The organism is Gardnerella sp. C0684A1 (genome assembly GCF_055326835.1).
In genome coordinates, this window is the sequence record NZ_JBLTSX010000003.1 from 269,025 (window position 1) to 284,362 (window position 15,338).

At 38.5% G+C, this 15,338-nt stretch carries 7 protein-coding genes, 1 tRNA gene and 1 pseudogene; 1 reads left to right on the forward strand and 8 read right to left on the reverse strand.

All coding sequences use genetic code 11. From position 1 onward, the window contains the following. Positions 1-7: 7 nt before the first annotated feature. The 8 genes from ACNEUN_RS04400 to pyk all read right to left on the reverse strand — a co-directional run bounded on the left by ACNEUN_RS04400 (position 8) and on the right by pyk (position 11,906). A complete protein-coding gene (locus ACNEUN_RS04400; protein WP_463631076.1) occupies positions 8-1,879 on the reverse strand; it encodes an ABC transporter ATP-binding protein in 1,872 nt (623 codons plus the stop codon). A 172-nt stretch (positions 1,880-2,051) separates the two neighbouring features. Beyond that, positions 2,052-2,654, reverse strand: a complete 603-nt coding sequence (locus ACNEUN_RS04405; protein WP_463631078.1) for a tryptophan transporter — start codon at positions 2,652-2,654, stop codon at positions 2,052-2,054. A gap of 40 nt (positions 2,655-2,694) precedes the next feature. Then, positions 2,695-3,234 carry a tryptophan transporter gene (locus ACNEUN_RS04410; protein ID WP_463631105.1) on the reverse strand — a complete coding sequence of 180 codons (540 nt, stop codon included), beginning with the start codon at positions 3,232-3,234 and terminating at the stop codon, positions 2,695-2,697. A gap of 695 nt (positions 3,235-3,929) precedes the next feature. Further along, positions 3,930-5,267, reverse strand: coding sequence for a glycoside hydrolase family 3 protein (locus ACNEUN_RS04415; protein WP_463631080.1), 1,338 nt, complete (start codon positions 5,265-5,267; stop codon positions 3,930-3,932). Positions 5,268-5,487: 220 nt separating this feature from the next. Beyond that, entirely contained in the window at positions 5,488-8,079 is a 2,592-nt protein-coding gene (locus ACNEUN_RS04420) for a VWA domain-containing protein (RefSeq protein WP_463631081.1), read from the reverse strand. 257 nt (positions 8,080-8,336) lie between these two features. Continuing rightward, positions 8,337-9,881, reverse strand: a complete 1,545-nt coding sequence (locus ACNEUN_RS04425) for an alpha-amylase (RefSeq protein ID WP_463631107.1) — start codon at positions 9,879-9,881, stop codon at positions 8,337-8,339. Between the two features lie 279 nt (positions 9,882-10,160). Then, positions 10,161-10,234 (reverse strand) — tRNA-Leu (locus ACNEUN_RS04430). A 232-nt stretch (positions 10,235-10,466) separates the two neighbouring features. After that, positions 10,467-11,906: a pyruvate kinase gene (gene pyk, locus ACNEUN_RS04435; protein WP_463631083.1), complete on the reverse strand. Its 1,440-nt coding sequence runs from the start codon at positions 11,904-11,906 to the stop codon at positions 10,467-10,469. Positions 11,907-12,553: 647 nt separating this feature from the next. Here pyk and ACNEUN_RS04440 point away from each other — a divergent pair. Continuing rightward, positions 12,554-15,338, forward strand: a pseudogene (locus tag ACNEUN_RS04440) (hypothetical protein); the annotation flags it as partial.

The following is a 15,338-nucleotide window of genomic DNA, read 5'->3' on the forward strand; positions in this document are numbered from 1 at the left end:
TCTATTATTATTTGGCTTTTCGTAAAGCTTCTACTAATTCACTTCTTTCATACAATCCTTTGCATTGAGTGAATCCTTTAGATACTAAGCCTTGAGAAACTGCACACAAAAGCGGAGGATATAATGCTGCTTCTTCACAAACATCACGCTGCTCAAACACAGTATTAGAAGACCCTTCACAAACAAGTTTTCCATTATTAACAACAACAAGTCTTGTAGCAAAATCAAGAACAACTTCCATATCGTGACATACCATAATCACACAGCAACCGTTTTCGCGTAACCGTTCAACAACTTGCATAATTCGCATACATTCAAGATAATCTAGTCCGCAAGTAGGCTCGTCAAGAAGTAAAATTTTAGGCTTTGTTACAACAGTTGCAGCCAAAGCTACCATCTGCCTTTGCCCGCGAGAAAGCATAAACGGACTATCTTTAGGATTAAGATTAAGCTCCTCAATAATTTTCATAGCTTTTTTATTAGCTTCTTCTTCACTATCTCCTAGCAAAGTGCAGCTTAAAGATACTTCTTCAAGAACAGTTTCTTTACACAATTGTCGATCAGGATTTTGAAAAAGCGTAGACACATAAGCTGCAATCTGACTTATTTTCATTGGCTTAGTGCTAACAGAATCAATATATATTGAACCTTCCGTAGGCTTTAGTAAACCGTTTATTAGTTTAGTAATAGTAGTTTTACCTGCTCCGTTTCGACCTACTAAAGCAACTAATTCTCCAGCGTAAGCGTCGAAAGATACTTTATTCAAAGCTTCTACACCGTTTTTGTATTGGAAACTTACTTCTTTCAAAGAAAGACGAGGCGTTGAATTTTCAGAAATATTATTTCTAGTAGTTTCGAACTCACTTATTTTTTTAGCAGATTGAGTTACAGAAGTACCGGAATATTTTTCAGCAGTATTAATAGTATTAACTATTGTATTTACAGTCTCTTCTACTCCTACAGGAAGATTTGCATTAGAGCATATTTTTTCATCCTGCAACTGTTTTACTAAATGCGTTGTTCTAGGATAATTAATTCCAACATTTGAAAGTAAATCTATATTTTGCAAAGCTTTAGAAACCGGAGCATCAAGCACAAGTTCTCCTTTAGAAAGAACTATAAGACGCTTGCAATACTCACTTAGCAATGCAACTTTCTGCTCTATAACTACGATAGTAATACCAAAATTCTTGTTTAAATCACTCAGTATAGAAAAAATAGTTCTGGATGAAACAGGATCTAAAGCGCAAGTTGGCTCATCTAATACCATAACTTTTGGTTTAAGTGCCAAAATTGCAGCAATAGCAACTTTTTGTTTCTGTCCGCCTGAAAGAGTGTCTAAATCACGATTCTTTAACTCAGAAATACCAACAGTTTCTAAAGCCTCATCTATTCTGTTAGGTATTTCTTCATGCGATACTCCAAAATTTTCTAGACCAAAAAGAAGCTCATCTTCAACATTTACGGCAACCATTTGTGCATCTATGTCTTGAATTACTGAACCAATTAAACACGCTATATTTGTAAGAGCAAGTTTGTTAGTATCATGACCCGCTATTTTTACACTTCCTGAAAGAACACCAGAATAGTGATGAGGAATTGCACCAGAAAAAAGCGAAGCAAGCGTTGTTTTACCAGCACCACTTGGGCCAATAATTCCAACAAATTCACCCTCATCCACTCTCAAATTAATATTTTTCAAAGCGTAACGTTCAGTTTCATTATCCGAATTATTACTATCACTGCTGCTACGGTTTGAGTACTGAAAAGATACTTCATCAAGTTCAAGTAAAGAACAACTAACTTGCGAGCTGCCAGTTTCTTCAGCAACATTCTCTTTTTCTTTATGAAGCGCGGAAGATTCTTCATTAAAAGACATAACAAATCCCTAACTTTTCACAAACCCTAATAGGCACAATATTATTAATGGTAGCCGATACGCTTACCTTTTACATTGAAAACAACTTCAACAAACGCAAGTTGACGCCAATCATATATTGACTGGCATCAACTCACGCATGCTGAAATTAATTTTCAATTATCTATTTACTTTATTTGCGAATAACAAATTTCAATGGAGTATGAAGAACTCCAACAATTACAGCATTAAAAACTGCAGTTCCAAATACAATCGGAGCCATAACAATCATAGTCTTAGGAGAATGCATTATAAATGTAGAGGCTACAGAAGCGAAAATCATTCCAGATACAACAGTTGTAATAAACGTTGCTATTAATGGGAATACGCTTACTTTACGATTAGCATCTTTAGGGAAGAAACGAACATAAGCAAGAACTAGTAAAGTCATAACAACAGCTGCAACAATATCACACAAATAATTCATGAAAGGAATAGTAGCAGTAATTTGCATTAATGTTGCTGCAAGAGCGCCGATAATAGCACCCTGATACACTTTTGGACGAATCAATAAAATAGATAAGCAATATGATGCTATCAAAAAATTAGGCTTAATATTTCCAGCAATAGCAAGAGCTTTACCAGCAGTAAAATCAAGAATGCAGCCGGCTGCGAAAAGAACAGCTACAATCAGTAGTGAATTAATATCAAGCGTACGTTTTTTTACACCACTGCCTTCTAATATTGCAGATGTAGAGTTTTTAACTTGTACACTATTTTTATTTGCATTAATCATTTTTATCTCCTTTTAATACTTGCAAATATATTTTTAAAAATTACTTGTGAAGAATAAGCTTAAGTGGGCTGTAAAGCACTTCAACAATTACTGCATTAAAAGCTGCAGTCCCAGCAACAACAACCGCAAAAATTGGAATCATATTAGGATTCTTAATAACGAACAAAGCAGCGCAAATGCCGAAAATTAAACCAGATATTAAAGTAGCAATAAATGTTGCAATGAATGGGAATACGCTTACTTTACGATTAGCATCCTTAGGGAAGAAACGAACATAAGCGAGAACAAGAATAGTCATAATAGTAGCTGCAGGAATATCGCATGCATACTCAAGTAACGGTACTGAAGTATTAATCTGAATTAATGTTGCTGCAAGAGCGCCGATAATAGCACCCTGATAGACCTTCGGACGAAGTAACAAAATAGACAAGCAGAAGGAAGCAATAACAAACTCAGGTTGAATATTTCCACCTATAGAAAGTATTTTAGCTACTGTAAAATCAAGAATGCAGCCGGCTGCGAAAAGAACAGCTACAAGCACAAGAGACGTAATATCAAGCGCATTCTTCTTTACTTGCATATTACCTAAAATTTCTGCAGCTGATTCTTTAATAGTTGAAGAGTCTTTAGCAATTGCAATATCATCAGAATTTAATTCTGCTTTTGTTGCTTTTGTTGCTTTTGTCATTATCTTTCTCCTTGACTTTTGAGTAATCTCAATTTTTGAAAATTTCTTAAGAAATTACTTAGTTTTCCGGTTTTATTTCAGTTGATTTCTAATTTGCAATTAATTGATAGGCTTGGATATAAAAAAGACCCCCGGGTTCACCCGGAGGTCTTACAAGCCTAAAATTTTATGCAGCTTCTAGAACTTCAGAGTAAACTCACGCCAAAGAGAAGACTGCCACCACCACATACGAAAAGCGCTACGAGCATTACGGACTTCAGCATTAACAGTACGCATAATATCCGCTCCTTTCGCACTTAAAACTTAACTATGTGTGGCCAATTCACAAACTCAATCCGTAAAAATTACGATCTTTGTTTGTGTTGTCATCGATGCTAACACTATAAAAGTACAAATGCAATCTAATTTATAAAAAATATTTTTCGCAGAATCTTGCAGAAAAAATTAAAGCAAAATCATAATTCTCAATAATCCTTTATATAACAGGAAAAATCAGCATATTGAAAAAGAAAAATGCTCGGATTTTGCAAAGAAAATTTTTGCAAAACGCCGAGCATTATTTAAACATGCTGAAATTTACAAAACAACTAGTTTTTATTAGCTATTCGTAATTTTGCAGCAATAATACGCCTTACAGACTGATCAATACGACTTTGACTAATATCTCCCTTTTTAACAGCATTAATCACAGCATTGTAAGCCTGGTGTAAATCTTGTGGACACAAAAGCATATCCAAACCTGCTTTAATGCCAGTAATAGCAGCATCAGCTGAATTGTATTTATTCGTTATAGCACCCATTCCTAAAGAGTCAGAAATCAAAATGCCCTTATAACCAAGTTTTTCGCGAGCAATATCAGTCATAATCTTTTTAGACATACTAGCTGGGGTATTATCGCCTGTAACTTTAGGATATGAGACATGACTTACCATAATAAAACTCACACCATTTCGTACAGCATCTTTGAATGGAACTAAATCAGTTTTGTCTAGTTCACTCTCAGTAATCTGAGAAATAGTAGTTCCTTTATGAGAATCAGTAAAGGTAGAACCATGACCAGGGAAATGCTTATAAGTGGCAAAAACGTGCGAATCCCACAAGCCATTACTGAAAGCACTTGTCATTCGAGCAACTAAAGCAGGATCTGAGCCGAAAGAACGATATTTTATAAGCATATTTCTCGGATTCGTAAGAACATCCGCAACAGGAGCAAAATCAACATTAAAACCAAGATCAGAAAGATACGATCCCATATACTTTCCAATTTTTTTAGCATTATTAACATCACCACTAGCGCCAACATCGCTCATATTTGGTGATTTATTAACACCCATAGATTTATTTATACTAACTCTTGCAACAGTTCCGCCTTCTTCATCAACTGAAATAAAAGCTGGCAAAGAAAGCCTAGACTCACTAATCTTCTGCAATCCAGAAATCATAGTTTTAGTTTGATTACTATTCTGCAAATTGTCTGCACTGTACATAACTCCGCCAACAGGAAGAGCATCAAAAGACTGTTTAGTTTGGGAACCAGAAGCAGTTACGACTCCTTTAAATCCGCTTAAATCTTCTGGACGAACCATAAACATTTGCGCAACTTTATCTTCTAGAGTCATTTTTGCGAGGATAGTATCGACGTTTCTGTTATCTTCAACTATTGCTTTGTTTTTACTATTATCATTATTCTTTACACGTTTAGCATCATTATTAATTTTGATTTTAGTAGAAGACTGCTGACGTGACTGTATAGTCTTAGAAGAAAACTCAGAATGTAAAACCTTCAAAGCAAACATCATAGCTACACAAAGTAAAGCCATAATAGAAACAATTACCACGAAAACAGCTATACGTTTGCCAGTATTAGATACGCCTATCTGCTGATCGTAATCGTTACTATGATACGCGGAATTGCGACGCCTCATTTTTTCAACACTACGCATTCTATTGCGCATTCTACGGTCTCGCATAGTTATCCTCAACTTTATTTACAGAGCACACAATTCATGTATGCAACCAAAAAGTAAAATCATCTAAGATATTTTCTGCTTGCAACACTTAAATAAAAGTACTGCAAGCAGAAAATATATTTTACAACGAACTAATATCACCACTTATTCGCATTACACGTAAAACGTAGATTTATTAGTTAGTCTTATTAACCTCACACACATAACCTGTTTTACCGCTAAATGTTTTCTGCAAATATGGCGTACTAAACAGATTATCTCGCTGATCGTTCCACGACCACTGATCGTCAACCTTCCACAGCATCATATACATTTCAGGTTCACCATCTTTATCTGTGTGACTTGGCTCTCCAGGCATCCAATTCTCATAACCCATATCTTCGCCGGTTGCCCAATGAGCAAATATTCCTCCATCACTTCGTTCAGAGGTATAACCGCCAATCCAAACGTACTTTATACCTTCTTTTTCGGCTAAGTCTATAAGCTTCTGTTCCTTTTCTTTAGTACTTGCAGTAGCCAATAAGCCGCCATCTTTCATGCAAGAGTTATTTGCCTGAGTCCATGTGGCATCTTCTTTATGCATTACAAGATCAGTCTTATTTGACTTATTTTTGCTGTATTTCTTCTTTGCTGGCTTAAACGACAAATCGTCACCAATACCACCAGAAGTATGGTCCTTAGAATCAGCAACTAAAGCAGAAATAACTCGATCACTGTAAGGATCAGAACCGGAATCCGAATCATATTCAAGGCAATAAACGTTATCTTGGTTTACTTTGATGCGCTTCAAAATATCATTCATATCTGAAATAGAGTTAATATCCCAGAAGTAACCGTTTGTTTTATTAGCAATATTCTGCAAAATACTGGAATCAGCATCACTTGTGCCAATTAAGTAAACAGGTATGTTATTTGTTTTAGCTAACTCAATAACGTCGTCTGCAGAATGACGGCTTGCATTATCTTCACCATCAGTAAAAGCTATAACGCAGTTAAAACCTTCATGGTTTGCAGCATTTGTAACGCCAGTGTATAAGGCGTCGTACAAAGCTGTACCTCCATCTGCAGATATGCTGTTAATACCGTTTAATAAACGATCCTTATCATTAGTGTATGTTGCCATATACATGATGTAATTATCAAACGATATAAGCTCAGCTTTATCTCCCCTCTTGTAGTTAAGAGTTCGCACAAAGTCACTCATAGTCTCTTGCATAGTGTTCATAGATGAATCCATGGAACCAGATTTATCTAACACAATTTCGTAGTTAACGCTCTGTTTATCTTTAATTCGTTCAACTTTACGTATTACACGCTCCGCTTCACTACCACCGCCGATCTTCTCTTTGATTGCGGCTGTAGGAGAATTAATTTCCAAAGCTTTACCGTTTTTATCAGTAAGCGAGAAGTACAGCTTTACGTGAGGATAATGCGAAACATCCGCATCCACTATTTTCACTGTATAATCCTTGTACTTCTTTGATTTCATTAAATCAGCTCGTAAAGTTTTATAGCTAATTCCTTGAACATCCGAACTCGTCTTGCTTTGACTCATTCGGTACCATACAAACGCGCCCAAGCTAGCAAGTATTACTGCAATTGCTGCAATTATTGCAATAATAGTATTTCTTAATCTACGAGAACTTGCTTCTTTATCGTAAGGATTTGGCCCATAGCCTGAAGGAATTCCTCCATTAAAATTACCTGCTCCTCCTGGCACTCTCATTTGATTAGGAGCTCCGCCATATGGACCGCCATAAAAACCAGCATTTGATCCACCGTATGTTCCGCCAGGATTCACATTAGGAGTACCTGCAGGAGCACCACCAGTAGCACCTGTAGGAGCACCACCGACGTTAGGTATTCTGCCAGGGACTCCTCCATTTGAAACAGGAGAGCCACTAGAAGATCCACTTAAGCCATTATTTATGTTACGTGCAGAAGTGGAAGCACCTCTTGATCCTCTTGACATTCCATCAGCAACAGACTTAATAGCAGAACCAGCCGCATGCCCAGTTGCAGCAGCAGCCCCAGCCGCCCCAGCAATATTACCAGCAGCATTTCCTGCAGCGCCAGCAGCAGCGCCAGCAGCAGCATTTTCTGCAGCACCAGCAGAACCACTTAACATGGCACTTGCAGCACCAGCGACAAAACCACTAGCTCCAGCTGCAGCACCACCAATAAAACCTTTTGCAAGTCCTCCAGATTCAGCTGCACTATCAGCAGCTTCAGCAACCTCTGAAACTCCAGCAGCTTCAGACATGCCAGTAGCATTACTAGCATTGTTAACAGCATTACCAGCAAATTGAGGATTCATAGAATATTCTGGATTAACAAAATTCTGCTCTAAATTAGGTTTACCAGCTGGCAAACCGAAATTCCCACCAGCATTTTCCTGAGGAGGCATCATTTGAGAAGCAGGATTAACTACACCGCTATTACCTTGCGGTGCTGTTCGCAGCATCTGAGTCTCTGCAATATCAGCATTTCCTATAGCTTGATTTGGCTGAGAAACTGCCGACTGAGAAGTATACTGACCATTTTGCTGATTAAATACTTGAGTATAAGCTTCTTGAGGCGATTGCTGAGTAGGCATAACCTGCGTCTCTTGAACCGGCATAACTTGAGTTTCTTGAACCGGCATAACTTTCGTCTCCTGCAAAGACTGTTGCTGAGCAGAATCATTCACAGTCTGAACAGGACTACCACATTCTGAGCAAAATTGCATATTGTTATCAATGCGTGCTCCACAATTAGGACAATACATGCGAAACTCTTTCCCTAACGAGCATATTCGTATAAGCAATCAAACTCATACAGGCTTAAAAACACACTCTCTCACAAGATTATATACTTTTATAGAAAAACTATCCAACACTTATCAAAAGTTAGTAAAAACACTGTAGATTAATCAAAATAATAAAGAAAAATATCACACCTAAAACGAAACTTAACTAAATAAAAAGCTGCTCTCACAACTAAGCAAGAGCAGCAAAACCAAAGAATCAACAATCTTAAAAAATTTTAAACGTTCTCCTTAAGATCTGATTTAATTTTTTTCATTCTTAACTTTGCTCTTACTCCAATAGCGAGAACGCACAGAACAAAAACAATTGAGCAGACAATCACAACCATGTACTTACGAGAACTGCTTAATAACGAACTGCCCAAGCTTTTAACAGCATTAGAGTGCAAAGCTATAGCAGAATTTGCAGGAATAGTGGTTTCAACTTTTCCATTATCTACGCGTACTGTTTTACTGCAATTCCGTGATACATAAACGTTGCAATACTCACCATCAGGTAAATCTGTTTTATAGCTTACATATTTAGGTTTTTCCGTATTATTAATAGCCAAAAAACCTTTATTACCACGGCTAAAAGCAATGTTATTATCATTGTCATCCTGCCAATTTGTTACTTTTGTACCCTTAACAGCATTGTAGAATCCAATCATTCCACGAATCGAAGTTAAACGCTGAGTACACTGCCAAGTTGATTCTTTAGAACAACTAACATCAGGAATAGAAGTTTCCGTTGCACCAGGAGCGCCTTCGTCTCTAGAAGAAAACTTGTATCCAGAATAGACATTAGGAGTACCATACGGGTACGCTAGCATAAAAGCATTAGCAAGTTCATATTTAGTACCATCTTTATAGCTAAGCGTTTTAGTATCACCATCACGCTCAGTATCCCAATTAGTAACAAATATCGCAGCCTTATCGTTTGGAATTAAACTGTCTGTAATATGGTGCAAATTCTCTATTGAGCCGTAGAAATAATTACGCAAACGGTACGAATAATTAAATTCATCAACTTCACCCGTTTTAAGATATTTATCAGGTTGATCTTCTTTAGCACCATTTGTATCACCAATAGTTTCTTGCATCCACCAGATCTTATCCGGTGTAGTACCAGCTTCCTTAGCTGCAGCATCCTTAATACCTTCAACATCTTTTGGAGACATATGTTTTACAGCATCAACACGAAAACCTGCCACTCCAATTTTAAGAAGCTTCGCAAAATATTTTCCAAGAATTTGCTGCACATGAGGCTTAGAAGTATCCAAATCAAGCAAACCAACAAGACGATAATTCCACACAACTTCAGCCTTATTATACGTATAAATATTTCTATCTATTTGATGAAAATCATCCTTCGTATATCCTGCATCCGGATAACTTTGAGCAGCAGCATCATACTTACTTCCACCAACGCCAACAGTGTCTTTATTATCAAAACCAGTAGTATGGTTAATAACCGCATCTACAATAATTCCAACACCAGAAGCCTTGCAAGTAGTAACCATCTTCTTAAATTCTTTTTCAGTACCGAGTTTAGAATTAAGCGAATAACTCACAGGCTGATATGAAGTCCACCAAGCTTTACCTTTTATATGATCTTCAGGAGGAGAAACTTGCACATACTTCACACCTTCGGGTCCATACGTTTCTTTACATTCTTTAGCAACACTACGCCAATTTTGTTGAAAAGCAGTAACTATAACGCCTTTAGGAGGTAGACCATTTATACCAGATGATGCCGAAGCATGCGTTGGTGCTATGAACATTACGCTCATAACTATTGTTGCTACTGCAGAAAGCAATGCGCAGACTGTAGAAAATAGATTACGCACACACATGCTTCCGACTCGTAAGCATTTAGATTTTACTACCGTTAAATTAATAGCATATTTTGCACGACGGATCATCTTCGTTCCTTTCAAGCAAGACAAAGCAGAGTATTACTCGCAACAGTCACACTATGGATAATTATAATACTTTATGCTCGCATAAATCTGAAAAATATAGAAAAACGTCACTCAGCAAGCTAAGTGACGTTGTGCACGTGCCCCCGGTGAGACTCGAACTCACACTGCACAGATTTTGAGGCTGTTTCCTCTACCAATTGGGATACAGGGGCATTTTAAATTTTCCGCGTTTTTGCGCGACTTGTTGACTATACCACACTTTGAACAATATGCAAATACTTAGCATATTTTGAGCGTGTCGCAAATAAATGTTTAGAACAAGATATTGCGCGCAACCCGCATTAAGCAGGAAGCGCGCAATAAATAATCTAAACATAAGCCGCACAAGTTACGAATTAGAAAAACTAATATAAACGTAACTTATTAGCAAAGTAAGCTGCAAAATTAGTCGCAAGCACCTACAGTGTGTACGTAGATGGAATCTGTGCGACCAGCCTGACGCTCACCCTGAGCAGTGCTCAAGACAACGATCTTGTCGCCGTCAGCAACCTTACCAGCTTCACGAAGAACCTTGTCAGTGAAAGTCATAAGCTCATGACGATTCATATTGTGGTAATCCTCATCGATAAGGAAGCCTTCAGTGCCCCAGCTCAAAGCAAGCCAGTGATAAGTATGCTCGTTATTAGTCAAACCGTAGATTGGAGCAGCTGGACGTTCACGAGAAATGCGATGAACAGTGCAACCGGTCTGAGTGTAAGCAATGATAGCCTTAGCATTTAACTTTTCAGCCAAATCTACTGCAGCAGAAGACACAGCGCCAGTGCAAGACATATCAAGCTCAACTGTTGGGATACGATCGTAACCATTTTCAGTAGCATACTGAGAAATGCGAGACATAGTCTGAACAGTTACAGCTGGATACTTACCAACAGCAGTTTCGTTAGAAGTCATTGTTGCGTCAGCACCATCGAGAACAGCATTAGCGCAATCAGAAGCCTCTGCACGAGTTGGAACAGGAGAATTAACCATAGTTCCAAGAACTTCAGTAGCAACGATTACTGGCTTTGCATAACGACGAGAAAGCTCGATGCAACGCTTTGTAACAAGCGGAACCTGCTCGAGTGGCATTTCTACAGCCATATCACCACGAGCAACCATAATGCCATCGAAGGTCTTCACGATCTCTTCCAAGTTCTCAACAGCCTGTGGCTTTTCAATCTTAGCAACGATCGGAATACGACGACCTTCTTCGTCCATAATTTCATGAGCACGATCAATATCGCTTGCAAAACGTACGAAGGACATTGCAATAATGTCAGCACCAGTACGGATTGCCCAACGAAGATCAGCCTCATCCTTCTCAGTCAAAGCTGGAAGAGATACGGCAACACCTGGAAGATTAATACCCTTGTGGCTGGAAACTGGACCTGCAACAACAACCTTAGTATGAACGTTGTTTCCTTCAACCTTGGTTACCTCAAGACGAACCTTACCATCATCAATAAGAATTGGATCACCTGCATGGCAATCACCTGGCAAGCCCTTAAATGTGGTAGAAGTGCGATGCTCATCACCCTCGATATCATCAGTAGTAATGACGAACTCTTGGCCTTCTTCCAAATAAACCTTATCTTCGCCCTCAGCGTTCTTCTTGAACCAACCGCAACGAATCTTTGGACCTTGCAAATCAACAAGGGCAGCTACATTACGGCCAGTAGACTTAGATGCAGCACGCACATTGTTGTACACGCGCAAATGATCCTCAGGAGTGCCGTGCGAACGGTTAAGACGAGCAACATCCATACCCGCTTCAACGAGCTTGGTAATGCCTTCCAACGATTCGGTAGCTGGTCCGATAGTATCAACGATTTTGGCTTTTCTCATAATGTTTTGCCTATTTCCTTGTTTGTTTATTTTTTATGGGTAATACCCAATTTCCGTGTCTAGTGTACCAGCAAATTGTGACCTATACGCGAAACTCACAAGAGTCACGAAACTATTTATTAGCATCACTTACTAGCTCACTTATTATCATCACTTATTAGCTGCCTCTATTTGACGCAACTCTTTCTTTAGATCGCGTATTTCGTCGCGCAAATTGCATCGTATCCAAGAATTAAGAAACTAGAGTATATACTTTCTAATGCTCAGCATCTTCAAACGATGGTCATGACATTTCCAACACTAATAAACATTTGTTTAGAAAATACCCAATCACATATCTGCGACACAGCATAAGACGTATTACAGATTACGAAAATAATAAGAAATTTTATTAAAAATTATATTGTTATAACATTTTGCAAGAAATTTTCATTTATAGCACCCCCCCCCCCCCGTGGGAAATTTTACAGTCTAAACTAATTTCAAACTGAAAAATATTATAAAAAATAACAAAAATGATAGAATTTTAAGTAGACCCGTTTAAATAGAGAGTTTTATTACTGGCATTGGAGAGATTTGTCATAGAATTCGCTCTATTTATTTGTTTAAAAATTCGTTAAAGATTAGGGAAAATTAAGGAGATTGTTATGACTACCGCTAATCCTTCGAAACATACATCATCATCAAAATCTTCTAAAAAGCGTTCTGCACACAAAGTACACACGCTTCCGTTAGCAACAATGGCTGCTTTGTTGACAGCAGCAACCTGCTTAGGCAGCCAGCCTGCAATGGCTGTTACGGCAAACACAATTCCTACACCAACGTACACTGCAACAGCTAAAAGTCTTACGAAAGCCGCCGATCCTGTGTATCAAGATCGTGAATATGTTCCACTAGGCGAAAAGAAACCTTGGTTGCAGCATCCAAATATTCTTGAATTTAGAAGATTACGCGGTAGAAACAGCGATGCGACAGAAATAAAATCAGACGAGGAAGGGTCTGATAAGAATTGGAAAACTGTTAATGATAAAACAGCTATGTATGCACATGTGGAAACACGTGGCGACTCTGATTATCTTATTTTCGATGTTTTCTTCAACAACAATGCTAAGTCAATGGTAGATAAATCTAACAAGCAATGGTACTTATGGCAGGTACCATATGCAATTGCAGACTTGGATCAAAATGGACTATATAAATCTGATACGGTTACTAATCTTAAATACGATGCGTACAGACCGAAAAAAGGAAAAGAAGGTCACATTCTGTCGCAGGATCCGGAAGCTTTTGAGAAAGATGATTCCCTATCATTCTCGGTACCTAACATGAGACAAAAAGATAAGCATTTTGGCAAAGATGATTATGCTCTTTATCAGGTAGGTATAGGACTTAATCCTGGTGATAAACTTTATACCGATTTAGGTCAAATCTTCCATGAAAACGGAAATGAACCACTCATTAGTCGAATGGCTGGAGATCAAGCATTGTATGCTTTTAATAATGGTTCGCAGTATAACAAAAATTACGGTTTGGGTATAACAGTTGCTAAACCGTATGACGATGTTGCGTATCATATGCATGCAGAATTAAAGCTTCGTCCAGGAGCTATTAATAAAAACGCAGGCAATTATAACGACAAGTATGCAAACATTCAAAACGCATGGACATGGGCAAATAGTGGTTCTTGGGGAAAAACTACAAATTCTGCATACACAGTTATTTCTGGTAGAGACCCAGAAAACGATGAAGACAAAGATGGTAAATTAGGGCGCAATAAAACCGACAGCATAGCGCCAAAAATTTATTACAATGGCAAGGAAATCGCCAACAAAACTAAGACCATTAAACTCAAGGAAGGCGATAAACTAAGCTTCACTACCACTGATGACAAGGGTTATATTGAGAAGTTTAGCATTTCTGGTTTAACGGACACTCCTATAACCAAGCAAGGTGTTGGAAGCGAAAACACACCGCTTCCATCAGACGAGATCACTGTTACTAATGACATGAACGGCAAGGAAGTAACCATTACTTCCGAGGATGGCTCTGGCAACGTTACCACACGCAAAGGTAAAGTCATAGTTAAAAAGAAAACACTTGCTGACGAACATCCTATTACCGGTAGAACCATTAATGTTACCGTTGGTGATAAATTACCGGAATTGAAAGAACTTGTTGAGATTAAAGACGGAGACAAGCTTGACAAACAACCAACATTAAAGTGGAACGGCACTGCTCCAAAAACTGATAAAGCTGGTGCATTTGATACAGTTGGCGTATTTACCCATAGTATTAAGGGAACATACTCCGATAATTCCACGAGTATAACAAAACCAGTTGTAACCATCAATGTTAAACCAAAGAAGCCAGTTATCGACACTAATCTGGCTAATCTTGCTGGAAAGAAAGGGCAGAAAGTAACAGTAACTGTTGGAAGCGGCATTCCTACTGACGATAAGATTACTACAACAGTTAAACTGTTTGATAAAAATGGCAATGAAATCGGCTCTACTACAACGATTAACGGTGATAAAGCGGAGATTACAGTTAAGGATGGAATTCCTGAAGGCAACGTGTATGCAACAACGACTGTAACGAAGCCTGATGAAACGGGTCCTAAAGGGAAAACTAAAGGGTTTAACCTAACTTCAGAAAACAGTGATACAAAACAAGCTACCAAGCCTAAGGATACTCAAAAACCAACAATTACTGCTACCGCTGATTCATCGTCTGTAGCAGTTGGGCAAGATCTGAAGATTCACATTGTTGCTACAGATGATGTGAAGGTTAAAGAAATCAACTATATAGACGCGCTAAAGAGCGCCAATCTGCTTCAAGATGCTGATATCCTTAGTGGTCGTGCGAGTGTTTCAAAAACCACTGACACTGATCAGAAACAAGTGTTGGATCTTACTGTTAAGAACATGCAGCCGAAGGAAGCTGGCACACATAAGCTAACCTTCACTGTAACCGACTCGGCAGGAAAAACCAGCACCGCAACTCTAACCATAACCGTGAAGCCAGATGCTCCAACCGTCACGCCTAAAGACGATGGTTCCGTTGAGGTAACACCAGCAGCCGATACTGATACTCTGGAAATCACTTATACGCCAGAAGGTGAAAACACCAATCCAACCAACTTCACTGTTAAGAAAGAAAACGGTAAGTGGAAGAAGGGTGATAACACTCCAGACGGCGTAACCGTTGACGAAAACACTGGTAAAGTCACTATTCCAGCAAACAAAGTCAAAGACGGTAGTGATGTAAAAGCTGTAGATAAGAAGGGTAACAACACTTCCAGCGAAACCACTGGTAAAGCCGGAAACAACCCAACTACTCCAGCAACTACTCCAGCTGCTCCAACCGTCACGCCTAAAGACGATGGTTCCGTTGAGGTAACACCAGCAGCCGATACTGATACTCTGGAAATCA

Coding starts and splice junctions, on each gene's coding strand:
- ACNEUN_RS04405 (WP_463631078.1), bottom strand. CDS start 2,654: ATGATTAATGCAAATAAAAATAGTGTACAAGTTAAAAACTCTACATCT.
- ACNEUN_RS04410 (WP_463631105.1), bottom strand. CDS start 3,234: ATGCAAGTAAAGAAGAATGCGCTTGATATTACGTCTCTTGTGCTTGTA.
- ACNEUN_RS04420 (WP_463631081.1), bottom strand. CDS start 8,079: ATGTATTGTCCTAATTGTGGAGCACGCATTGATAACAATATGCAATTT.
- ACNEUN_RS04400 (WP_463631076.1), bottom strand. CDS start 1,879: ATGTCTTTTAATGAAGAATCTTCCGCGCTTCATAAAGAAAAAGAGAAT.
- pyk (WP_463631083.1), bottom strand. CDS start 11,906: ATGAGAAAAGCCAAAATCGTTGATACTATCGGACCAGCTACCGAATCG.
- ACNEUN_RS04415 (WP_463631080.1), bottom strand. CDS start 5,267: ATGAGGCGTCGCAATTCCGCGTATCATAGTAACGATTACGATCAGCAG.
- ACNEUN_RS04425 (WP_463631107.1), bottom strand. CDS start 9,881: ATGTTCATAGCACCAACGCATGCTTCGGCATCATCTGGTATAAATGGT.